Origin of the sequence: Exiguobacterium sp. PHA03 (genome assembly GCF_041945985.1) — a bacterium.
Classification (GTDB): Bacteria; Bacillota; Bacilli; order Exiguobacteriales; family Exiguobacteriaceae; genus Exiguobacterium_A.
Genome location: NZ_JAUTYQ010000001.1, coordinates 1,169,992 through 1,194,368, shown reverse-complemented (window position 1 = coordinate 1,194,368; position 24,377 = coordinate 1,169,992). Strand labels below are relative to the sequence as shown.

General features: G+C 46.2%; 21 protein-coding genes. 20 read left to right on the top strand and 1 reads right to left on the bottom strand.

Features of this window, described 5'->3' with window-relative positions; all coding sequences use genetic code 11:
• Positions 1-48 precede the first annotated feature (48 nt).
• The 12 genes from Q7C19_RS06425 to Q7C19_RS06370 all read left to right on the top strand — a co-directional run bounded on the left by Q7C19_RS06425 (position 49) and on the right by Q7C19_RS06370 (position 15,854).
• Positions 49-1,281 (top strand): M16 family metallopeptidase, encoded by a 1,233-nt coding sequence (locus Q7C19_RS06425; protein WP_035407082.1) that lies wholly within the window; start codon positions 49-51, stop codon positions 1,279-1,281.
• Between the two features lie 59 nt (positions 1,282-1,340).
• On the top strand, positions 1,341-2,804 hold the full coding sequence (locus Q7C19_RS06420; protein WP_035407085.1) for a UDP-N-acetylmuramoyl-L-alanyl-D-glutamate--2,6-diaminopimelate ligase: 1,464 nt from the start codon (positions 1,341-1,343) through the stop codon (positions 2,802-2,804).
• On the top strand, positions 2,801-4,060 hold the full coding sequence (locus Q7C19_RS06415; protein WP_290751309.1) for a lipid II:glycine glycyltransferase FemX: 1,260 nt from the start codon (positions 2,801-2,803) through the stop codon (positions 4,058-4,060). The genes Q7C19_RS06420 and Q7C19_RS06415 overlap by 4 nt, the downstream gene beginning before the upstream one ends.
• The gene (locus Q7C19_RS06410; RefSeq protein WP_375091888.1) at positions 4,060-4,722 is read left to right on the top strand and encodes a M15 family metallopeptidase; all 663 of its coding nucleotides are present in this window, start codon (positions 4,060-4,062) and stop codon (positions 4,720-4,722) included. The genes Q7C19_RS06415 and Q7C19_RS06410 overlap by 1 nt, the downstream gene beginning before the upstream one ends.
• A 153-nt stretch (positions 4,723-4,875) precedes the next feature.
• Positions 4,876-6,540, top strand: coding sequence for a ribonuclease J (locus Q7C19_RS06405; RefSeq protein WP_023468670.1), 1,665 nt, complete (start codon positions 4,876-4,878; stop codon positions 6,538-6,540).
• A gap of 68 nt (positions 6,541-6,608) precedes the next feature.
• Positions 6,609-8,756, top strand: coding sequence for a DNA translocase FtsK (locus tag Q7C19_RS06400; RefSeq protein WP_308101737.1), 2,148 nt, complete (start codon positions 6,609-6,611; stop codon positions 8,754-8,756).
• 317 nt (positions 8,757-9,073) lie between these two features.
• Positions 9,074-10,087 carry a BMP family lipoprotein gene (locus Q7C19_RS06395; RefSeq protein ID WP_290751301.1) on the top strand — a complete coding sequence of 338 codons (1,014 nt, stop codon included), beginning with the start codon at positions 9,074-9,076 and terminating at the stop codon, positions 10,085-10,087.
• Positions 10,088-10,309: 222 nt separating this feature from the next.
• Positions 10,310-11,029 (top strand): GntR family transcriptional regulator, encoded by a 720-nt coding sequence (locus tag Q7C19_RS06390; RefSeq protein ID WP_035407101.1) that lies wholly within the window; start codon positions 10,310-10,312, stop codon positions 11,027-11,029.
• A gap of 130 nt (positions 11,030-11,159) precedes the next feature.
• Positions 11,160-12,233: a BMP family lipoprotein gene (locus tag Q7C19_RS06385; RefSeq protein ID WP_035407104.1), complete on the top strand. Its 1,074-nt coding sequence runs from the start codon at positions 11,160-11,162 to the stop codon at positions 12,231-12,233.
• Between the two features lie 65 nt (positions 12,234-12,298).
• Positions 12,299-13,828, top strand: coding sequence for an ABC transporter ATP-binding protein (locus Q7C19_RS06380; protein ID WP_035407107.1), 1,530 nt, complete (start codon positions 12,299-12,301; stop codon positions 13,826-13,828).
• Positions 13,825-14,895 (top strand): ABC transporter permease, encoded by a 1,071-nt coding sequence (locus tag Q7C19_RS06375; protein ID WP_375091887.1) that lies wholly within the window; start codon positions 13,825-13,827, stop codon positions 14,893-14,895. Before Q7C19_RS06380 ends, Q7C19_RS06375 begins: the two co-directional genes overlap by 4 nt.
• Positions 14,895-15,854: an ABC transporter permease gene (locus tag Q7C19_RS06370; protein ID WP_035407114.1), complete on the top strand. Its 960-nt coding sequence runs from the start codon at positions 14,895-14,897 to the stop codon at positions 15,852-15,854. Before Q7C19_RS06375 ends, Q7C19_RS06370 begins: the two co-directional genes overlap by 1 nt.
• A 133-nt stretch (positions 15,855-15,987) precedes the next feature.
• On the opposite strand, the gene Q7C19_RS06365 is transcribed toward Q7C19_RS06370, so the two are convergent.
• Complete coding sequence (locus tag Q7C19_RS06365) at positions 15,988-16,236, bottom strand: ferredoxin (protein ID WP_029342027.1); 249 nt, start codon at positions 16,234-16,236, stop codon at positions 15,988-15,990.
• A gap of 230 nt (positions 16,237-16,466) precedes the next feature.
• On the opposite strand from Q7C19_RS06365, the gene Q7C19_RS06360 reads away from it, so the two are divergent.
• The 8 genes from Q7C19_RS06360 (at position 16,467) to Q7C19_RS06325 (ending at position 24,365) form a co-directional block, all read left to right on the top strand.
• Entirely contained in the window at positions 16,467-17,489 is a 1,023-nt protein-coding gene (locus Q7C19_RS06360) for a YpbB family protein (RefSeq protein WP_375091886.1), read from the top strand.
• Entirely contained in the window at positions 17,489-18,919 is a 1,431-nt protein-coding gene (locus Q7C19_RS06355) for a RecQ family ATP-dependent DNA helicase (RefSeq protein ID WP_375091885.1), read from the top strand. Before Q7C19_RS06360 ends, Q7C19_RS06355 begins: the two co-directional genes overlap by 1 nt.
• A gap of 43 nt (positions 18,920-18,962) precedes the next feature.
• A complete protein-coding gene (locus Q7C19_RS06350) occupies positions 18,963-19,157 on the top strand; it encodes a hypothetical protein (protein WP_035407120.1) in 195 nt (64 codons plus the stop codon).
• Positions 19,158-19,228: 71 nt separating this feature from the next.
• Positions 19,229-20,113, top strand: a complete 885-nt coding sequence (locus Q7C19_RS06345; RefSeq protein WP_035407123.1) for a MerR family transcriptional regulator — start codon at positions 19,229-19,231, stop codon at positions 20,111-20,113.
• A 57-nt stretch (positions 20,114-20,170) separates the two neighbouring features.
• Positions 20,171-20,761, top strand: coding sequence for an adaptor protein MecA (locus tag Q7C19_RS06340; RefSeq protein ID WP_035407127.1), 591 nt, complete (start codon positions 20,171-20,173; stop codon positions 20,759-20,761).
• A gap of 139 nt (positions 20,762-20,900) precedes the next feature.
• Positions 20,901-21,833 carry a D-alanine--D-alanine ligase gene (locus Q7C19_RS06335; RefSeq protein WP_056062191.1) on the top strand — a complete coding sequence of 311 codons (933 nt, stop codon included), beginning with the start codon at positions 20,901-20,903 and terminating at the stop codon, positions 21,831-21,833.
• 146 nt (positions 21,834-21,979) lie between these two features.
• Positions 21,980-23,245 carry a Glu/Leu/Phe/Val family dehydrogenase gene (locus tag Q7C19_RS06330; RefSeq protein ID WP_035407132.1) on the top strand — a complete coding sequence of 422 codons (1,266 nt, stop codon included), beginning with the start codon at positions 21,980-21,982 and terminating at the stop codon, positions 23,243-23,245.
• Between the two features lie 130 nt (positions 23,246-23,375).
• Entirely contained in the window at positions 23,376-24,365 is a 990-nt protein-coding gene (locus Q7C19_RS06325) for a YpdA family putative bacillithiol disulfide reductase (RefSeq protein ID WP_056062188.1), read from the top strand.
• The last annotated feature ends 12 nt before the right edge of the window (positions 24,366-24,377 follow it).

Here is a 24,377-nt window from a genome sequence, read left to right as displayed (position 1 = left end):
GAGAATGCAACGAGAGCCACCTTGTTTCCTATATTTGGAGGAATTACTATGATCGAACGGATACAACTAGAAAACGGGGTTCGACTAATCGTTGAACGGATGCCAGAAGCACGCAGCGTCGCGACCGGAATCTTCATTCAAGCAGGAAGTCGGACGGAACAGATCGAGGAGCATGGTATCAGTCATCTCATCGAGCATATGATGTTCAAAGGAACAAAACGCCATACGGCAAAAGAGATTGCGGTTTATTTTGACCGACTTGGTGGAAATATTAATGCGTTCACGAGTAAGGATCAAACGTGTTATTACGTCAAGACATTAGATGAACATGCAGGTGAAGCCTTTCAAGTGTTGGCGGACATGTTCCTCGAATCGACGTTCGATGCGGAGGAACTAGAAAAAGAGAAAAAGGTCGTCATTGAAGAGATTAAAATGTACGATGACACACCAGATGATCTCGTCCATGAGTTATTAGCTGTTGCGGCTTACGGAGAGGATGTCATGGCTCGTCCGATTCTTGGAACGGAAGAGAGTGTGCTTCGGATTGATCGTACAATGATTGAACAGTATCTCGAAGAAGCATATGCTCCGGATCAAATCGTCATTTCCGTTGCCGGAAACGTCTCAGACGAGTTGATTACGCAGATTCAAGAGCGGATGTCAATCCTCATATCACGATCGAAGACCCGTGAGACAGCGTCACCAAGGTTACAAAATGGTGTGATTCGTAAGGAAAAGGATACGGAACAGGCACATATTTGTTATAATTTCCGTGCGATTCCTTCTGCTGATCCACGATTGCCTGCCCTCGCCTTACTCAACAATGCATTCGGTGCGACGATGTCGAGTCGCTTGTTCCAATCAATCCGAGAGGAACGCGGTCTTGCTTATTCAGTCTTTTCCTATTACACGACGTTTGACGATCATGGCACGTTCACGATCTATGTCGGTACGTCTCCGGAATCAGTCGAAGAGGTCGAACAGGTTCTCGCTGCTGAGATTGATCGCTTGAAGCGAGACGGACTATCCGCTAAGGAACTCGAAGATGGCATTGAACAGCTAAAAGGTTCTCTGATTTTAGGAAACGAAGGCACATCGAGCCATATGAACCGAAATGCCCGAAATGAGTTGCATCTGCATCGTCACCCGTCACTCGAAGAAGTACTAGCGGATGTAGAACGAATTCGTCCATCGGACATCGAAGGGCTGATTGAGCACATCTTTTCGGAGGAACCGGCAAAGGCCTATATTCTTCCGGCAGACCAAGAAGAGGAAGCATGACAGCAGAACGGAATAGATGAAACATATGAAATGACGATGTCGAGAAAGAAGGAATACCGTTGAATTTAGCTGAACTGATTCAAGTCATACAGACGCAAAAAATCGAACGAATGGTAGAAGTGGACGTCACGTCCATCACGACCGATTCACGGGATGTTAAACCGGGAACATTGTTCGTCGCCATCAAAGGGTATACTGTTGATGGACACGACTATGCCAAACAGGCAGAAGCACAAGGAGCGGTCGCAATCGTTGCGGAACAACCGGTCAATGTGTCGATTCCTGTCATTCTCGTTCGTAGTACATCACGTGCCATTGCCGAATTGGCTGGCAAATTCTATGATTATCCTTCTGAAAAGATGCGGATGATTGGTATTACAGGAACGAACGGGAAAACGACGACGACGACGATTGTCCGTGATATATTAGCGCACCTTGGTCGGAAAACGGGTATCATCGGAACGGTCGAAGTCAAGATTGGTGACCGCGTCGTACCAAGTCGCAATACGACACCACAAAGCTCCGAATTACAAGCATTTTTGCATCAAATGCATAAAGAAGATGTCCAAGACGTCATCATGGAAGTCTCTTCGCATGGACTAGAGCTTGGTCGAGTAACGGGTGTCGATTACGACATTGCGGGATTCACGAATCTGACGCATGATCACCTCGATTTTCACAAAACGTTTGAGAACTATGCACGTGCCAAAGGATTGTTATTCGCACAGCTCGGACAACGGCTGTCGACAGAGAAAGTCGCGGTCTTGAATGCCGATGATCCGACGAGCGAACTGTACGAAATGATGACAGGTGCTCGTGTCATGACGTACGGTATCGACAACGCAGCTGACCTCCGAGCAACGGCGATTGAACAGTCACTTCAACAAACGACGTTCACGATGATGTACAAAGAAGAACAAGTCGACGTCACGGCGAATTTCATCGGTCGCTTTAACGTCTACAATCTGTTGCTTGCGACAGGGATCCTCTTGTCTTGCGGATACGACCTAACGACGATTGCAGGAGCGATTTCAGCAATCCGTCCGGCAAAAGGTCGGATGCAACGCTTACCAATCGAAGGATATAACGTGTATGTCGACTACGCGCATACTCCTGACGGCATTGAACAGTGTCTGAAAGCACTCGTTGACGTACCGAAGGAAAAGATCGTCTTCCTGATTGGGACAGGTGGAAACCGCGACGTGACGAAACGACCGAAGATGGGCGAACTGGCTTCGACCTACGCAGGAACCGTCGTCATCACGACGGATGATCCACGATATGAAGCATATGAGTCAATTACATCCGGCATCGCCAAAGGGATGACCCACGATCAGTTCGTTGAAATCGGTGATCGGGAAGAGGCCGTGCGTTATGCAGCACGACTCGCACGACCAGATAATATCGTCATCTTAGCCGGTAAAGGTCATGAAAAATATCAAATCATTGGGGATGAGAAAATCCCTCTCGATGAGGAAGTCATCGTCAAAGAGATGATACGGCAAATGGAGGAACAGAAGTGACTTATCAACCAATCGTTGTAACCATAGATCAATTTGAAACATTCGTAAAAACACATCCAAAAGGCGACTTACTTCAGCTTCCAGCATGGGGAGAAGTCAAAAGCGCGACAGGATGGACACATGAACGGATCGCGGTCGGAACAACTTCTGGTGAGATTGCCGGAGTTGGTCTGCTCTTGTTTAAGAAAGTACCGAAGCTACCGTTCACGCTTTGTTATGCACCGCGCGGTTTCGTCGTCGATTATACGGATACGGACGCACTTCGTGCTCTTCGTGATGAAGCGATACGTGTCGCAAAACAACAGAAGGCGATTGCGATTAAATTCGATCCGAACGTCGAGCGGGAAGAATATCCAGGTCTGTTACAGGAGATGCAAGGACTTGGCTTCAAACATAACGGTTTTGGCGGCGGTTTTGACTACGCGCAACCACGCTTTACGATGGAGACGAATCTTGAAGGAACAGAAAAAGAGATCTTCGACGGTTTCCATTCGAAGTTCCGCTACAACGTCCGTCTTGCTGAACGCAAAGGGATCGTATGCGAACAAGCGGATCGTGAAGGACTCAAGACATTTGCGAAGCTGATGGTCGAGACGGGCGAACGGGATGGGTTCTCGATCCGCGGTCTGGATTATTTCGAGAATCTGTATGATCATCTCCATCCAAAGGGTGATGCAGTCTTGTTTTTGACGAAACTTGATGTCGTACGTGCTCTTGAGAATACGGAAGCCTTATTACTTCAAGCCGATAAGGAACTCTCGAAGATTCACCGTCAGCTTGAGAAAGAGACGGCTGAGAAGAAGCTAAAAAGCTTAAACAATCGCTTGGAGCAGACGACAGCACAAATCGAAAAAGCAGAGAAGTCGAAAACGGAACTGATGACGATTGCTGCCAAACATCCAAACGGTGTCATCCTGTCTGGTGGTCTTTTGACGCTTGCTGGTCGTCGTTCCTATTACTTATATGGAGCCTCATCGAACGAGTACCGGGAATTCATGCCGAACCATTTGATGCAATGGACGATGATGCAATATGCGAAAGAACATGGTGCGCTCTCCTATGACTTCGGTGGAGTCAGTGGTTCGACCGACCCGGATGATCATTACGCAGGACTCTATGCCTTTAAATCTGGGTGGGGCAGCCGAATGATTGAAAAAATCGGTGAGTTTGATTATGTACTCAATCGTCCGCTCTATCTGTTGCTTGAGACGGGGTTACCGATTCTACAAAAACTTCGGAAGAAGCTTCGCCGCTGATGAAACGGGGAACAATCTTCGGTTGGATCGTATTTTTATTGACGATGTTCGCGATTGGATTGTTTCTTGCGGCATCCATTAACCGGATGCCGACGATTTTGATGGACCAACCGGAACTCGGGATTGATAGTTGCCCACGAGACGTAGCAGGGGAAAACCGTTTGATCAATGCAAGCGAGGCGAACCTGAAGCGTCTCCATCCAGCTGTCGAGGCAGGGGCAAAGGATCTAATCCGTGTTGCACATTCTTGCTACAATATCGATATCAAGATCACGCAAGGGTACCGCTCGATCCAGCAACAGAACGCACTTTTTGAACAAGGGCGTTCTGAGGCAGGTGAAGTCGTCACGAATGCACGAGGCGGTGAATCGATGCATAACTACGGACTTGCAATTGATTTCGTGCAACTCGTAAATGGACAGATTTCGTATGATCTTGAGTATGATGGGAATCGGTCAGGAAAAAGTGATTGGCGTGAAGTCGCTGATATCGGGAAAGCACTCGGTTTTGAATGGGGAGGCGATTGGAAGCGATTCGTCGATTACCCTCATTTTGAGATGACGTTCGAGTATTCGCTCGACGAACTGAAGGCTGGTGAACGTCCAAGCCGTTCGGAAAAAGCGAAACGAACAGAAGAAGTCGAAGATTTGTTGAATACATGATTAACGTCATTCCTGGAGTAATGTGGCAGGAATGACGTTTTTTTTAGATTTCCTAGTCCGATTGTTGGCAGATTGTGAAAATTCGGCTAGAATAGTGATAGTGATAAGTGGACGGCTCACGAAAAGTGAATATGAATTATAGGAGGTCATGTCGTGTCAAAGAAGAAGACGGAAAAAGTAAGCGTCTTTGCTCTTGGTGGCGCCGGTGAGATCGGTAAGAACATGTACGTCGTCGAACTCGACGAGGACATCTTCGTCATCGATGCCGGGTTGATGTTCCCAGGAGATGAGATGCTTGGAATCGATAAAGTCATTCCAGACATCAGTTATTTAAAAGAAAACAAAGAGCGGATTCAAGGGATTTTCATTACCCATGGTCACGAGGATCATATCGGGGCACTCAGTTACGTCTTGCGTGACTTGAAGGTACCTGTTTACGGAACACGTTTGACGCTCGGTTTGATTGAACACAAATTAAAAGAAGCCGGTTTATTGAAAAAGGCAGATCTTCGTCCAATTGATGCCAAGACGAAATTAACCGTTGCAGGTCATTTTATTACGTTCTTCCGGGTCAACCACTCGATTCCGGATGCAGTTGGGGTTTGTATTCAAACGTCTCAAGGTGCCATCGTTCATACGGGGGATTTCAAGTTCGATTACACACCAGTCGATGGAAAACAAGCAGACTTCGGGAAAATTGCAGCGATTGGTCAACGGGGCGTACTGTGCTTGCTGTCTGACTCGACGAATGCAGAGCGACCAGGGATGTCTGGGTCAGAATCGATTGTCGGTTCTGAATTGAACGACGTCATTTATGAAGCACCGGGTCGTGTGATTGTAGCTTCATTCGCTTCGAACATTCATCGTCTACAACAAGTGTTTGCAGCAGCAGAAGCGAACAATCGAAAAGTAGCGGTCGTCGGTCGTAGCATGGTCAACAACGTTGAAGTGGCACAGCGTTTGAATTACTTACGCTTCAAGCAGAAAACATTGATTGATCTATCTGACATCAATCGCCTCGATGATAACCAAGTCGTCATCTTGACGACAGGATCTCAAGGTGAGCCAATGGCAGCCTTGACACGAATGGCACGTAACGCACACAAGCAAGTCAATATTCGCTTGAATGATACGGTTGTCGTCGCGGCTTCCCCAATTCCAGGTAACGAGAAGTCGGTTTCGAAAACGATCGATCTCTTATTCCGTGCGGGTGCGAATGTTATCTACAACCAACGGAAAGTACACGTTTCCGGTCACGGTCATGCGGAAGATCTGAAGCTGATGCTCAACTTGATCAAACCGAAATTCTTCCTACCGATTCACGGAGAATTCCGGATGCAAAAGGCACACAGTCGTCTCGCACAGACGGTTGGCGTCAATGCGAACAATATCTTCATCATCGAGAATGGAGATGTCGTTGAGTTTGAGAAGCGTAAAGCACGGATGTCACGCAAAGTGAACGCCGGAAACGTCTTGATCGACGGAATCGGTGTTGGTGATGTCGGAAACATCGTCCTTCGTGATCGTCGCTTGTTGTCACAAGATGGTGTCGTCCTCTGTGTCATTACGATTAGCCGAAAAAACAAAACGATCGTCTCGGGACCCGAAATCATTTCTCGCGGATTCGTCTATATGCGTGAATCAGAAGATATGATCAATGAAGCGAACCGAATCGTCGCGAAACAACTACAAGGTAAATTAAACGGAGAATTGGATTGGACGGAGATGAAGTCGTTGATTCGAGATAAACTCAGTGCTTATCTCTATGAACAGACGAAACGCCGCCCGATGATTCTTCCAATCATCATGGAGATTTAACAAACGAGCGGCTCAGATTGACCAATACCTGGTCCACTGAGCCGTTTTTTTATCAGGAGGGATGACGTATGGCGACGACGAAACGAAAAACCGTACGAAAAAAAACGCCGCCACGGAAACGACCGGCAGCGAAGAAACAACGTCAGCCGATTGCGTATCGTACATATGCGACCATCATCGCAATCGTTTCACTACTTGCCTTCGTTCTCGCATTTGGGGAATTCGGGAAAGTCGGACTGACGCTAGCTGATGGAGGAGAACGATTAATCGGTCAGTTCGGTTCCTTATTATACGGCGGGATAGGTGCCGTGCTACTCTTGCTACTATCGAACGCGTCACGGGCTCAGAAATGGGCATGGTCGATGCTACTAATGGGTTCAGTCGTCTGGATTGATCTAATGCTCGGAGCACCGCGTGGTATTCTCAATGGATGGCTCTATCAAAACGCAGCATATTACATTTCAAGTAGCGGTGCCTTCTTGATTGGTCTGTTCTTCATCGGCGCAGCTGTTCATCTACTACACCCTTCATTTTATGGAGAGCTATGGCTTGGACTGCGGGAACGCGCAGAAGAATTTCGTAATCGTGAACGGACACCTCGTTCTCGGATCGAAAAAGACCTGACACCGAAACCGGTCCGCGAGAAAAAAGCAAAGACGTTGCGACCAGCAACTGTTGAGGAACCAATCGAAACAGAGCAAGAAGCAGAGGATCCTTCGGTCAACATTCAAGACGTTCCAATTATCGGCTTTACGGATCACGTTGAACCGCAAGCAGCGGAGACACAAGGACCACTGACGATGACGGAGACACCGGACGGATATCAATTGCCGTCGCTTGATTTATTAGCAGAGCCGACGTCCAAAGACTTATCGGGTGAGAATAAGCGACTAAAGGATAATGCGACGAAATTGATTGCGACCTTAAAATCGTTCGGAATCGGAGCGAAAGTGTTGAAGATTCATCTCGGACCAAGTGTCACGAAGTATGAGATTGAACCAAAACAAGGTATCAAGCTTAGTCGGATCACAGGACTCGCCGATGATTTAGCGCTTGCGTTAGCGGCGAAAGATATTCGAATCGAAGCACCGATTCCTGGTAAAGCGGCTGTCGGAATCGAGGTGCCAAACCGTGAAGTCGCCATGGTATCACTTCGAGAAGTGTTAGGAGCGGAGAGCGTTCAATCCGACAATGATCGTTTGCTCGTCGCACTCGGACGAAGCATTTCTGGTGAGACGGTGACAGCAAAGCTGAATAAGATGCCACACGTCTTAGTTGCCGGTTCGACCGGTTCCGGTAAATCGGTCTGCATTAACGGGATGATCGTCTCAATTTTGATGCGAGCTCGACCGGATGAAGTCCGCCTGATGATGATTGACCCGAAAATGGTCGAATTAAACGTCTACAACGGTATTCCTCATCTTTTGGCACCGGTCGTCACCGATCCGAAAAAGGCGGCGCAGGCGTTAAAACAGGTCGTCTCGGAAATGGAACGTCGTTATGAGATTTTCAGTCAAAACGGAGCGCGCAACATCGAAGGCTACAATGCACTAATCGATAAGATGAACGCAGAGGAAAAAGTGCATCAACGATTACCGTATATTGTCGTCATCGTTGATGAGTTAGCCGACTTGATGATGGTCGCGTCAAACGAAGTTGAAGATGCAATCATGCGACTTGCACAAATGGCGCGAGCAGCTGGGATTCACATGGTTATCGCGACCCAGCGACCAAGTGTTGATATCATCACTGGTGTCATCAAAGCGAATATTCCGTCACGTATCGCCTTCAGTGTGTCGAGTGCGACGGATTCACGGACGATCCTTGATACGGGAGGCGCTGATAAATTGCTTGGACGAGGGGATATGTTGTTGCTCGGTAACGGCATGAACAAACCCGTCCGTGTACAAGGTGCGTTCTTATCAGACGAAGAAGTCGAGAAGGTTGTCAATCATGTCATCAGTCAACAAAAAGCGCAGTATGTTGAAGCGATGATTCCAAAAGATGTACCTGAAGGTGAAACAGAGGTCGATGACTCACTCTATGATGAGGTCGTCCAGTTCATTCTGACCCAAGAGACGGCATCGACGTCGATGATTCAACGAAAGTATCGTATCGGCTACAACCGAGCTGCCCGGTTGATTGATGCTCTAGAAGAAAATGGTCTGATTGGTCCTTCTGAAGGATCAAAACCACGCCGCGTCATGGGACGTTAATCAAGAATCACGGTATCCACCGTGATTCTTTTTTATTAAAATAATGGATATATATGGATGCGCGTATAATGTGCTCAAAAAAATGACACAGGAGTCGTATATGAGATGAGAAAATTAGAAATGAAAGGAAGGAAAAAAGACAAAAATAAAATAAAATCGCTTTCATGAAAATAGTTGTCAGACGTCTGTTGATTTTCAATATTTTTTTTGGCATACTCAGACATATGAGTGACCGACCTTCAACATGAGGGCTGGGAGCGACTTTTTCACAAATAGATAATGAAAGCGCTCTCATAAATGCAGAGGAGATGGATGATATGAAGAAAAAACAGGTAATCGTATCGATGATGTCAGTAGCAACAGTTGGACTTGCAGCCTGCGGTGGTTCAGGTGAGAAAGCTGACCAAAAAGATCAGTTCTCTGTCGCTATGGTAGCGGATAAAGGTGGAATCGATGATAAATCGTTCAACCAATCAGCCTGGGAAGGTCTGCAAGCGTACGGTAAAGATAACAAACTCAAGCAAAATGAAGGGTTCTCTTATTTACAGTCTAAATCACAACAAGATTATCAACCGAACTTGTCACGTCTTGCACGTGGTGGAGAAGATCTCGTTTTCGGTATCGGGAATACATTCAATGAAGATGTTAAAACCGTAGCAGATCAATTCAAGGATACACAATTTGCAATCGTTGATAATGTCGTTGAAGGGAAAAACGTCACATCGATCACATTTAAGGAAAATGAAGGGGCGTATCTTGCAGGGATCGTTGCTGCTATGGAGACGAAAAAAGATCACATCGGTTTCGTCGGTGGCATGAAAATGGACGTCATCGAGCGGTTCCGAGCTGGTTTCGAAGCTGGAGCGAAATCCGTCAATCCAAAAATCAAAATCGATGTTCAGTACGCAGAGGACTTCGCAGCACCTGAAAAAGGTCAAGCCATCGCAGCCGGCATGTACGGTAAAGGAGCGGATATCATCTTCCCAGCAGCAGGCGGTACAGGAAATGGTGTCTTCACAGAAGCGAAGAACCGTAAGAAAAATGGAGAAGATGTATCGGTCATCGGTGTCGACCGTGATCAAAAAGAAGAAGGTATGCCGGAAGACGTGACGTTAACATCGGTCATCAAACGTGTCGACCGCGCAGTTGAAGATACAGCTAACGCAGCGAAAGATGGAAAACTCGAAGGTGGTAAAACGGTTCGTTATGGTCTGAAAGAAGACGGCGTTGATATCGTCCCATCTGAAAAAATCTCGAAGAAGACGATGACTGCGCTTGAGAAAGCAAAAGCGGCTGTCGTTTCAGGGAAAATCGAAGTACCTGAGCAATAAGCGTTGAAAAGATAAAGGGCATTCTTAGGTAGAATGCCCTATTTTCTTCCATTATTGATTACGTTATGAAAAGGGTTACAAAAGCGCCAGAAGTCAGACTTCTAACCTGTTACAAAATGATTGCAGGATTGTGTTAAGCATCATATACTTATCTTGGCTGGAGTTCTCATACGTCAGAAGTCTGAGCACTGGTTACAACTAGATAGAGGATGGAGATGCGTCATGTCGATTAAACTAGATCATCGTTTGCTTTATTTACGTGTGATTGAAAAAATCAAGTCAGACATCGATGACGGCGTTTACAAGGAAGGCGAGAAGCTCCCTTCAGAGTTTGAACTTTCAAAGCAACTTGGCGTCAGTCGAGCTACTCTTCGAGAGGCATTACGAATTCTTGAAGATGAGAACATTGTCATCCGTAAACACGGTGTCGGTACGTTTATCAATGCAAGACCACCGTTTACTTCTGGTATCGAGGAGTTATACAGCGTGACAGAGATGATCGCGCGCGCAGGCATGATTCCGACCTCAGAAGTGCTATCATCCGAGATGGTCCAACCGACTGAGCGCGACCGAGAACGCTTTCAACTTGGTCCGGATGAATTGGTATATCGAATCGAACGAATCCGACTCGCAGGAGATGTTCCTGTCGTCTATTGTATCGATAAGATTCCAAGCCATTATATTAAAAATGAAGAGCAGTTCACCTCTTCGACATCATTGTTTGATGCTTTAGAAAAAGAACTCGGACGACGTGTCACACATGCTGTGACGCATATCGAGCCGCGTATTGATCCGAAAATCGCTGAACAATTACATACGGACCAACCTCTGCTCGCTTTGCGTCAGACGCATTATGATGAGCTCGACCGTTCCGTTCTTTTTTCAGCGAACTATTTCCGAGCAGATAAGTTCGATTTCCACGTCATCCGTAAACGTGTGTGAGCCATTGTTTTAGGATGAATACTGAAAGCGCTTCCCGTCAAAACCTACGTAACGCTCCTCATCGCCAGCCTCAGGTGCTAGACGTAGTCTTGAACTTTGTATGACCATATTCGAAAGGGGATTTTTCCAGATGAAAAAGAAGTCACTTCTCGCATTAGCAGCAACAGGTTTAGCAATGAGTTCCGTCCTTGCAGCATGTGGTGGCAACGACGATTCGAAAGATTCAGGTAGCGGCAGCAAATCAGAAGGCTTTAAAGTAGGTATGGTTACAGATACAGGCGGCGTGGATGATAAATCATTCAACCAATCTGCTTGGGAAGGTATCCAAAAGTTCGGGAAAGACAATGACTTAAAAGAAGGTACTGGCTATAAATATCTCCAATCTGCAAAACAATCAGACTATCAACCGAACCTTCAGCAATTAGCACGTGCAAAATACGACTTAATTCTCGGGATTGGTTTCTTGATGGCTGAAGATATCGGTAAAGTAGCGGATCAGTTCAAAAAGAACAACTTCGCACTCGTTGACCAAGTCGTCGATAAACCAAACGTCGCTTCAATCGTCTTCAAAGAAAACGAAGGTTCGTTCCTCGTTGGTGTCGTTGCAGGTCTAACGACGAAAACGGATAAAGTTGGATTTGTCGGTGGTGTCAACTCGGACTTGATCAAAAAGTTCGAAAGCGGATTTAAAGCAGGTGTTAAAGCGGCTAACCCGAAAGCGGAAATCGAAATTCAATACGCAGAAGATTTCAACGCTGCAGAAAAAGGACAAGCAATCGCTTCAGGTATGTACGGTAAAAAAGTCGACGTCATCTATCACGCAGCTGGTGGTACTGGACAAGGGGTATTCACAGAAGCGAAAAACCGTAAAAAGAACGGTGAAGATGTTTGGGTTATCGGTGTAGACCGTGACCAAGTCGAAGAAGGTATGCCAGAGAACGTCACATTGACATCAATGGTCAAACGTGTGGATACAGCAGTAGAGCAAGTCGCGAAAGACACGAAGGACGGCAACTTCCCAGCAGGTAAAGTCGTTGAGTTCGGTCTAAAAGACGGCGGTGTCGATATCGCTCCTTCAAAAGACAATGTCTCAAAAGAAGCACTCGACAAAGTCGAAGAGTACAAAAAACAAATCATCGATGGTGACATTAAAGTTCCATCGACTGACGACGAGTATAAAGAGTACGAAGCGTCACTTAAATAATAATGAAAGCGGGGGTCGCTAGCATTGCGACTCCCCTTTTAAACTAAACATGGGAGTGGATTTTCTTGGAATACGTCATTGAGATGCTGAACATCAGAAAAGAGTTTGGCAATTTCGTCGCAAATGATAATATCACGCTCCAGCTTCGGAAAGGTGAGATTCACGCTTTACTTGGTGAAAACGGTGCCGGAAAATCGACGCTGATGAACGTCTTATTTGGTTTGTATCAGCCTGAGGCTGGAGAAATTCGTGTACGTGGTGAAAAAGTCAATATTACGAGTCCGAACGTCGCGAATGATCTTGGAATCGGCATGGTGCACCAACACTTCATGCTCGTTCAAAATTTCACTGTTACTGAAAACATCATTTTAGGTGCAGAGCCACGTACAGGGATTAAGATTGATCGTGCATCGGCGCGTGAAAAGGTACGCCAGATTTCTGAACAGTATGGTCTTGCTGTTGATCCTGATGCAAAAATCGAGGATATTTCAGTCGGAATGCAACAACGTGTTGAAATTTTGAAGACGTTGTACCGTGGGGCAGACATCTTGATCTTTGATGAACCATCTGCTGTTTTGACACCGCAAGAGATCAAAGAATTGATTCAAATCATGAATCGCTTGATTGCGGAAGGAAAGTCGATTATCCTCATTACGCATAAACTGAAAGAAATCATGGAAGTAGCTGATCGCTGTACGACGATTCGCCGTGGTAAATATATCGGCACGGTCGATATTGATGAGACGATGACACAGTCGCGTCTTGCTGAAATGATGGTAGGTCGTGAAGTCAACTTTAATGCGGAGTATTCCAAGGCAACTCCACAAGAACTCGTCCTCGATATCAAGAATCTAGTCGTCAAGGACGGTCGTGGCATCAAAGCAGTCGATGGGTTGAATCTCGACATTCGTGCCGGAGAAATCGTTGGAATTGCCGGAATCGACGGGAACGGACAAACGGAATTGATTGAAGCCATTACAGGTCTTCGTAAAGCAGACAGTGGCGAAATCTTCCTCAACAACAAATCGATTAAAAACCTGAAGCCACGGAAAGTAACGGAATCAGGTGTCGGTCACATCCCACAAGACCGACATAAACATGGACTTGTCCTTGATTATTCGATTGGACATAACATGGTCTTACAAACGTACTACAAACAACCGTACTCAAAAGCAGGCATCATGAACTATAAACAAGTCATGGAAAAAGCCAAAACGCTCATCGAGAAGTTCGACGTCCGAACTCCAAGCCCAGAGACGTTCGCTCGTGCCTTGTCTGGTGGTAACCAACAGAAGGCGATCATCGCGCGTGAAGTCGATCGTTCACCAGATTTGCTGATTGCGGCTCAGCCGACTCGTGGTCTTGATGTTGGGGCAATCGAGTTCATTCATGAACAATTGGTTCTTGAGCGCGAAAAAGGTCGTGCTGTCTTGTTGATTTCATTCGAACTCGAAGAAATTCTACAAGTCTCTGACCGGATTGCCGTGTTATATGAAGGAAAAACAGTGGCCTTCTTGGATCCGAAAGAAACGAACGAAATTGAGCTTGGCTTCCTGATGGCCGGCGGTAAGAAAGAGGAGGTAGGTCATTCATGAAGTTAGAGCGTTTTTACGGCATCCTCATTCCGATTCTTTCCATCGTGCTTGGGATGGTCGTCGGGGCAATCGTCATGCTCATTGGTGGGTATAATCCGATTGCTGGGTTTGATCAATTATTCTATGGTATTTTTGGCGAACCGTACAGCATCGGTGAAACATTACGTGCGGCGGCTCCATTGATCTTCGCGGGTCTTGCTGTCGCGTTTGCTTTTCGGACAGGACTTTTTAACATCGGTGTCGAAGGTCAAGTACTCGTCGGCTGGATGGTTGCAGTCTGGATTGGAATCAAGTTTGATTTTCCGACAGTTGTTCATTTACCACTCGCTTTGATTGGAGCAGGTTTAGCAGGTGCGCTTTGGGCATCGATTCCTGGTATCTTAAAAGCGAAATTCCACGTACATGAAGTCATCACGTCGATCATGATGAACTATATCGCGTTATACGTCACGAACGATATTTTACGTCATGTCATCGGCATTACGAATGAGCGGACGGAGACAATCAAGGAATCAGCATCACTTGCGTCGCCGTTTTTACAAGAGATCACGGATTTCTCACGTCTTCATAACGGAATTTTCATCGCAATCATCGCTGCACTCGTCTTCTGGTTTATTCTTTGGAAAACAACACTCGGTTATGAACTTCGAGCTGTTGGATTCAATAAGAATGCTGCTGAATATGCAGGGATGGGCGTTAACCGCAATATCATCTTATCGTTCGTCATCTCAGGTGTGTTCGCTGGTCTTGCTGGGGCGATGGAAGGTCTTGGGACGTTCCAAAACATGACGCTGAATGCGTCCTTCACTGGTGTTGGATTCGACGGGATCGCGGTTGCCTTGTTAGGTGCGAATAATCCGATCGGCGTCGTGCTCGCTGCATTACTATTTGCAGGACTCAATATCGGTGGTCTGTCGATGCAACAGATTGGTATTCCACCGGAACTGATCAAAATTATCATTGCGTTCATCATCATCTTCGTGGCTTCTGGATACGCGATTCGTCTCGTCATCGAGAAGTTCGCAGTTAAGAAAGAATCTAAAAAAGCGAAAGGAGCCGGTCAGTAATGGGCTTTCTTGAAGTACTTTATATCATCGTGCCAATCGCACTTGCCTATTCGGCTCCGTTGATCATTGCAGCACTTGGCGGCATTTTCAGTGAGCGTTCTGGCGTCGTTAACATCGCGTTAGAAGGTTTAATGGTCATGGGTGCCTTCACGGGTGTCGTCACGGCATTGACGCTATCAAAAATGGGCTTGGGTGCTGCGAGTCCTTGGCTTGCGATGCTCATTGCGATTGTCGTCGGAGCAGTTTTCTCGCTCTTCCTTGCGATTCCGGCAATCCTTTTCCGGGCTGATCAAACGGTTCTTGGAGTTGCGATCAACTTGCTTGCAGTCGGTCTTGCCATCTTCCTCGTCCGGGCGCTTTACGGAAAAGGACAAACGGATTCGATTCCAAACCGAATCTCAAAAGAGAACGTGCCATTCTTGTCCGATATTCCTGTGCTGAAGATGTTCTTCGCGAACGTCTACTACACATCGTATATCGCGATCATCCTTGCCTTCGTCGCGTGGTACATCATTTTCAAGACGCCATTTGGTCTTCGTTTACGTTCTGTCGGGGAACATCCGATGGCGGCAGATACAATGGGAATCAACGTCACGAAGATGCGTTTCATCGGTGTCATGATCTCTGGTGGTTTCGGTGGTCTTGCTGGTGCTGTTTATGCGACATCAATCTCACTGAACTTCAGTGTGACGACGATCCTCGGTCAAGGGTTCCTCGCGATTGCGGCGATGATCTTCGGAAAATGGAATCCACTCGGGGCTATGGGTGCTGCACTATTCTTCGGATTCGCTCAAGCGATTTCAATCATCGGTCAGCAATTGCCGTTACTCGATCAAATTCCGCAAGTGTATCTATTGATTGCACCGTATCTCTTGACGATCCTAGCACTCGCTGGTGTCGTTGGTCGGGCGGATGCACCAAAAGCTGTTGGTGTACCATATATCAAAGGAAAACGCTAAATTTTTTACCACTTAGAAACCGGATGTTGCCAAATGGCGACATCCGGTTTTTTTAATGATTGATAGATATATCGCGTGAATAAAAGACCAACAAAAAAAGATGTTTCGCAAAGAAACATCTTTTTTTATTCACTTATTCGAATTTTAACGCATCGCCTTCGAACGATTCATCTGCTACTTTGATTGAATCCGTCGGGCATCCTTCAAATGCATCAATCATATCGTCGAATAATGCTTCTGGAATTTCGGCAGTACCATTGTTATCATCAAGAATGACATATGCCAAACCCTCATCATCATAATCATAGATATCTGGTGCCGCTGCTCCACAAGCACCACAAGCGATGCAAGTATCTTTGTCGACAATCGTAAATTTAGCCATTGAACGGTCTCCTCTCTATACGAAAACATTATTGAAACACGCTGTTCTCATCTATATGTCATTGTATCGGACTCATCGTTGCATTTCAATGACGAAGCGTAAGTGATAACAGAAAATGTATATATCATCACATGCCCGCAAACAGTATGTCTAAAACGTAACGAAAAGAAAATGGATGAGGTATCATCTTCAAATCGATAAACACTATATATCAGAAAGGAGCGTGGCAGATGGAAATTTCATTACTAGAGCGCATTTTTCTAGAATCGATTCAGCGTCTTCGAGACGAACGTTCGGACCGGAGTCTTTATCATGTTTTTCAAGGGAAGAAGTCAGCCACTTCTCTTCAAGATGCTCATTTTTATGATTTAGAGTCGACGTTCGGTACCGTATTAGTCAGTAAACAGCGATTCGAGTCGGTTTTAACGGAACTCGCTCAGAAAAAGTGGATCGAACGGCAAGAGACACTTCGACTGACGAGCGAAGGCGCTCGACTAGTAGGACAAACGGATGGAGTAATCATTGATCAACTTGGTGGTGAACTTCGGGGATATGCTGAAATGATGTGGAAACGGCTCAGTCTTCTCGTTCAAACGGTAATTTGTCTAGAAGCGCAACAACCATTCATTCCCGTGCAACAAGAGACGATCGTTCGGGAGTGGGTCAAGAGTGTTCTTCCGACCATCTCGAATCGAGCAGATTGGTTAGCGCAGATGTATCAAGAATTGACGCTCCTCCTTGAGCGCTTACCGGAACGAGATGCGACATTGATCAGTCATCGATTATCAGGTGTGCAAACGGGATGGTCATATCCTCAATTGGCACGAATGATGAAGGTAGATGTCGAGACGGTCCAGTTCGAATTTATCATAGCTTGGCGAAGATGCATCAATGACTTAAAAAGTACACCGCTCATTCAACAAATCGGAGCCGGTCTCCACACTCCGAAGATGACGCAGTCTGCTCAAACGACTTGGGAATTATTGCAACAAGGACTCACTGTTGAAGATGTTGCGGTCAGAAGACGTCTAAAAAATAGCACGATGGAAGACCATCTTGTTGAAATTGCAATGTATGCACCCACTTTTCCGTTAGATCATTTCGTTGATACGGCTCAACAAGAAGAAATTCGACATATCGCACAACAACTCAAAACTTATGCGCTCAAGCGAATCAAAAGCGTGATGCAATCAGACGTATCCTATTTTCAAATTCGATTGGTCTTAGCTCGTAGTAAATGGGAGGGAAGTTAATGGAAGCGTTATTGCATCGACATTTCGGTTATGAAGCGTTCCGACCTGGACAACGCCAAATCATCGAATCCATCCTGAATGGAACAGATACGTTAGCAATTTTACCGACAGGTGGAGGAAAGTCTGTTTGTTATCAGTTTCCTTCGTATGTAAAAGGAGAGGGACTGACATTGATTTTGTCTCCGCTGCTCTCTTTGATTGAGGATCAAGTCATGCAAATCAAACGTCGGGGAGAACGTTCTGTCGCAAAATTAACATCTGTTGAGACGCGAGAAGAAAAAGAGCAAATCTTATCCGTACTCGAACATCTACGGTATCTCTACTTATCACCGGAACAACTCGCGTTACCACAAATACGGGCTCGTCTGAAACAGGTCGACATCGCGCTATTCGTCGTCGATGAAGCCCACTGTATCTCGCAGTGGGGACACGAGTTTCGACCTGAGTATGCAAGACTTGGGCAAATTCGCCGGGAACTAGGTTTTCCGCAGTGCCTCGCCTTAACCGCAACAGCGACTCAAGCTGTCGAACGAGATATCCGAATACAATTGCAGATGCGAGAACCGCATGTCATCCGTCGTTCAGTCAATCGACCGGAAATCCAATACATCGTGGATCGCGTCGATCGAGAAGAAAAAGACGCAGCACTCGACCGTTGGATGACACGTATCGTTCGTCCATGTGTCATCTATACGACAACGCGTAAAGAAGCGGAACGGATTGCAGGAATCATTGAAGGGGCAACCTACTATCATGCCGGATTAACGATGGAAGACCGTCAGCTTGTTCAACAACAGTTTCTTCATGATGAAATGGACTGTCTCGTTTGTACGAGCGCATTTGGAATGGGTGTTGATAAAGGAAACGTTCGTACAGTTATCCATCACACGATGCCGGCGACGCTTGAAGCTTATATGCAGGAAATCGGACGTGCCGGTCGGGACGGAAAAGAGGCGACGGCGATCTTGCTTTATGCTCCTCAGGATGAACAATTACAAACCTTTCTGATTGAGACACAATATGCGCCTGTCCTTTGGATTGATCAGTTACAACAAGGGGTGAGAAGAGGTGAATCCTACGCGAAAATCGAGACTCGTCTACACCTCAATCCGGAAGATCCAGCATATCGGTTACTGAAATCGCAACTTGAGAATGGCTGGTCGAAGGAACGTATCATGCAATGGCAGGTGGAACGAAAACAGCTCAAAGGACGAGAAGTCAGCCAGATGATGGACTATATTCACCGGAATGAATGTCGCCGTAAGATGTTATTGCATCATTTTGATGAACCGGCAATCGTTCAGCCACGTTGTTGTGATATATGCGGTACGATCGAATGGCAGGATCCCGTGAAGAGTAAGGTGCTTCAAACGGTAAATTGGAAAAAGCGTTTAGAACAAGTCTTTTTTTCGTCACTAGATTCGGTGTAAACTAGAAAATATCCTTATTTTTTTCAAGAAAAGGTGATGAACATTGAGTAAACAAGATCAACGGCGGTTACATCAGAACGAAGAGGAGCAACTCTTACCACCACGTTCCTCGCGAATCGAACACGTTCGAAATGAACGACTGAAGCAACCATTTCGAAAAAATCCGCTAGCAATCACGCTAACGGTACTCATGATCACGATCATCATCGCCTTCGTCTCCATCGGTTTCATGATGTAAAGGCACATTGTGAACGGAGATTTTTTTCCTTTCAGCGTATACTAGAAAGGAAGGGGAAGGAGGCACGATGCATGGATCGTGGGAAATACAATATCAAAGCAGTCGCTGCGTTGGTGGGACTCAACCCGACGACCATTCGTGCTTGGGAGCGGAGATATCAAGTGCTTGATCCGGATCGAAGTGAATCCGGGCATCGCATTTATAGTGATAGTGACGTTGCGAAATTGCGTTGGATCGTCGATAAACAAAAAGAAGGATTGTCGGTTTCAAAGGCAATTCAATTATATGAGATGCCTGTCAATCGAGCTGAAGTGCCCCATGATTACGGAGTCGAACTACGAGATCAGTTATTCCGTGCATTGACGAACTTCGAAGAACGACACGCGCATGACATCATGAATAAAGCGTTCTCGATGTTTAGTTTCGATAAAGTCATTCAAGATATCGTTGGTCCACTCTTACATGAAATCGGACTGAAATGGGAGTCAGGAGAGATTACAATTGCGCATGAACATTTTGCAACAGCTTTCTTAAGAGCCCGTCTTTCGACGTTATCACTACAGATGCCGATCAATCCGTTCTTGCCGCGAATCGTTTGTGTCTGTGCACCAGAAGAAGAACATGAGCTCGGACTACTCTTCTTCACACTCTACTTGCGGCAATCGGGTTTTGATGTGATTTTCCTCGGTTCTGGTATTCCGGTGCCGGACTTAGTAGCCGTGACACATCAATTGCAACCGAAAGCTGTCATCTTATCGTGCACGTTATCCGATCATTTACCATTGCTTGATGAAGCATTAGACTGTTTGATGGCTGATTTTCCGAATCTTGAAATTGGACTTGGAGGATACGCGGTCGATCAGCTTCCGGAACGATACGGACCACACTTACTTGGTGCGGACGATCAATCGTGGAAAAGTTGGTTAAGTCGACTCACTCCGGTATCTGGTGTATAGTATGGTTCATAGCGAACGGAGACACCTATGTTTCCGGTCTTGACTGGAGGAGTCTATATGAGGTTTGAACAAATGAAACAAGGACACCTTCGTGTCTTTATTACGAAGCAAGAGTTATCACTTCACGATGTCCGACCAGAAACGTTGGCCGTTGGGAAGGGACAAGCTCTATTGCGCAATTTATTAGAGGAAGCTGAATCGAATTTTGGTTTTCAGGCAGCAGGAACACTCGAATTTTTCGTCACATTCTTTCCGAATGACGGCATGCTCGTTGATGTGCGTCGTGAAGGTGATCTACCGGAAGAGATGAATGACGAATTTGATCAAGTCGAAATTCGCATGACGGTCGACATCGTCCATCATGTCTTGTATGCCTTGAATTCGCTCGAAGATGTCATTCAAGCGAGCCATGGGTTATTACGACATATGTCGTACACGGAGACAGGCGGTAGTCTTTATTTCTTCGAAGGCAGCTATTATCTCTATTTCCAGGAACGAATGAATGACGCGCTCGAGCGTACGGTGACGACGATTTTGTCAGAATACGGGGAACCGAGCCCGAAAAGTCCGCTCGTCATGTCAGAGTACGGAAAAACGATTCAATCGAAACAAGCCATTGCCACGATTGCGGAACAATTCCACATTTAGAACATCAGGTGCGACATTGCCTCGTCAGGCAATGTCGCACCTTTTTATCTTCTACCAGAAGTGGCACCATTTTGTATTTTTTCGTGGTCAGAAGGATGGTATGATAATCATTGAACGTAAGAAGAAGGAGTGAAGTAGGATGAAAGTGGCAGTGTTATATGGTGGGACTTCAGGTGAACGGGAGGTTTCATTAAACAGTGGAAAATCAATCATGGAAGCGTTAAACAGTAAAGGACATGAAGTCACGGCTGTTGATTTCCATCCTGATCGAGCACATGAACTCTTCCAGCTGGATGTAGATGTGGCTGTCATCGCTCTTCATGGGAAAATTGGTGAAGATGGACGCGTGCAGGCGTTACTTGAACTTGCGAATATTCCATACACAGGTTCAGGTGTGTTAGCGTCAGCACTTGCGATGGATAAGGCACGTTCAAAAGTTCACTTTGATAAAGCGGGTATCACGATTGCACGTGATGTATTATTAGAACGTGAAGATGATGTCGAGGCGAAAATCGCAGAATGGAATGGTCAATTCCCTTGTGTCGTTAAACCAGCACAAGAAGGTTCATCGAATGGATTGACAATCGCACAAGACGAGACGATGTTACGTGAGGGGATTGCAAAAGCGTTCGAAGCCGATGATGCGGTTCTCGTCGAACAATTCATTAAAGGACGCGAAGTGACGGTTCCAGTCGTTGGTCATAAAGGTGCAGAAAAAGCATTACCGGTCATCGAGATCATTCCGAAGAATGCCTTTTATGATTACGAATCGAAATATGCAATCGGAGGTTCAGAGCATATCTGCCCTGCCGAACTAGATGAGACGACGACAGCAATACTTCAGGAGTGGGCCGTCAAAGCACATCAAGTACTGGGTTGTGCTGGGTATTCCCGGTCAGATTTCCTTGTTCCTGAGTCCGGAAATCCAGTTATTTTAGAGACGAATACATTGCCAGGTATGACATCAACGAGTTTATTCCCGGACGGAGCACGAGCAGTTGGTATCGAATATCCGGAATTGGTCGAGTATTTCATGGAATTAGCGATTGAACGCCACGCCCAAATCAAGTAATCCAATCATTGATATCCTAGGAAAAGAAGTGAGAAAGCGCTTACAAATATGGGTGTAACCCCTTTCATTACGTTCGAGAAAAGAGTATACTTTATCCGAACAAGGAAACGGCATAGGGGATGCCACTTATGGGGAGGAACGTTGGAATGATTACTGACCAACAACATGCGAATCATCGCAAGAACGTACTGGAAGCAACACAAGAAATCGTCAAGGAAGCACTAGGGAAATTAGGGTATCCAGACGAAATGTATGAATTACTTAAAGAACCACTCCGGATGTTGACAGTCCGGATTCCGGTGCGAATGGATGATGGTTCGACGAAAATCTTCACAGGATATCGTGCGCAACATAACGATGCTGTTGGACCGACAAAAGGGGGAATTCGTTTCCACCCAAACGTGACGGAAGTCGAAGTCAAAGCATTATCCGTCTGGATGAGTCTGAAGGCAGGTATCGTTGATTTACCATATGGCGGCGGGAAAGGCGGGATCATTTGTGATCCACGTGAGATGAGCTTCCGCGAAATCGAACGTCTCAGCCGTGGATATGTCCGTGCCATCAGTCAGATCGTTGGACCGACAAAGGATATTCCAGCACCTGACGTCTTCACGAACTCACAAATCATGGCTTGGATGATGGATGAGTACAGCCGGATCGATGAATTTAACTCTCCTGGTTTCATCACAGGAAAACCGCTCGTTCTTGGTGGCTCACACGGTCGTGAAACAGCAACGGCGAAAGGTGTCGCAATCATGATCCGAGAAGCGGCAGCAAAAAAAGGCATTACACTTGAAGGAGCACGCGTCGTCGTTCAAGGGTTCGGGAACGCAGGTAGCTTCTTGTCGAAGTTCATGTATGACTTAGGTGCAAAAGTCATCGCCATCAGTGATGCTTACGGTGCACTTCATGATCCGAACGGACTCGACATCCCATATCTACTGGACCGTCGCGACTCATTCGGAACGGTTACGACATTGTTCAAAAATACGATCTCGAATAAAGAATTGCTTGAACTCGAATGTGATATTCTTGTTCCTGCGGCAATCGAGAATCAAATTACAGAAGACAATGCACATGATATCCACGCAGCGATCGTCGTAGAAGCAGCAAACGGTCCAACGACGAACGAAGCGACGAAAATTCTTGCAGAACGTGACATTTTGATCGTTCCGGATGTTCTTGCTTCGAGTGGTGGCGTAACGGTTTCTTACTTCGAATGGGTACAGAATAATCAGGGGTATTACTGGACGGAAGAGGAAGTCCACGAGAAACTCGAAAAGGTCCTCGTGAACTCATTCAACCAAGTCTATCAGACAGCACAGACGCGAAATGTCGATATGCGTCTCGCCGCTTATATGGTAGGTGTGCGGAAAATGGCAGAAGCATCCCGTTTCCGTGGTTGGGTCTAATTAAACGTTAAAAATACGTATCACCCGTTCCTCTAGATGAGGAGCGGGTGTTTTCCTATTGCAATTTCTTTCGTCTCTTGATGAGATTTGCTAAGATATAAAAAAAGCAACCGGAAGAGGAGATATTCGAATGTTAGATTGTATCGTAATCGGTGCAGGACCATGTGGTTTATCGGCAGCGATCGAAATGCAAGATCGAGGACTAGACGTCGAAGTGCTCGAAAAAGGAAATATCGTTGAAGCGATCTATCGTTATCCGACGCATCAAACGTTCTTTTCAAGTAGTGAAAAATTAGAAATCGGTGGCGTGCCGTTCATCAATAAGGAATTAAAACCACGTCGTCTCGATGCACTCGTCTATTATCGAGAAGTCGTCAAACGAAAGCAGTTGACGATTCGTCCATTTGAGACGGTCGAGCACATTGAACGTCAGGCGGATCGCTTCATCATCCATTCAGAACGCTCTGGAGTGAAGAAACAGCGAGAAGCACGATCTGTTGTGCTTGCGACAGGTTATTATGGGTTACCGAACCGAATGGACGTCCCAGGAGAAACGTTACCCCACGTATCGCACTATTTTACGGAAGGGCATCCATACTTTGATCAGGATGTCGTCGTCATCGGTGGGAAGAATTCAAGTGTTGATGCAGCAATCGAGCTTGAAAAAGCAGGAGCACGCGTAACTGTACTTTATCGTGGACCCGAGTATAGTCCATCGATCAAACCATGGGTCTTGCCGAACTTCGAATCACTCGTTCGTTCGGAAAAGGTCAAGATGGTGTTTGACGCGATGATCGAGGAAATCACGGACCAAGAAGTCGTTTACCGAGTGGAGGGAGACAAGCGGACTGTCCGAGCAGATTTCGTATTTGCGATGACGGGTTATACACCAGACGTCGGCTTGTTCGCTGATGCTGGTATCGCGATCGATCGCAAGACAGGTGTTCCGAGTCATGATGAAGAGACGATGGAGTCGAATGTTCCTGGGATTTATATTGCCGGCGTCGTTGCAGCAGGATACGATGCCAATAAGATATTCATTGAAAACGGACGTTTTCATGGCGCGAACATCGCGAATCATCTCGTCGAACGATTACGTGGTCTATCAATTCACGTCTAAAAAAACCTCTTG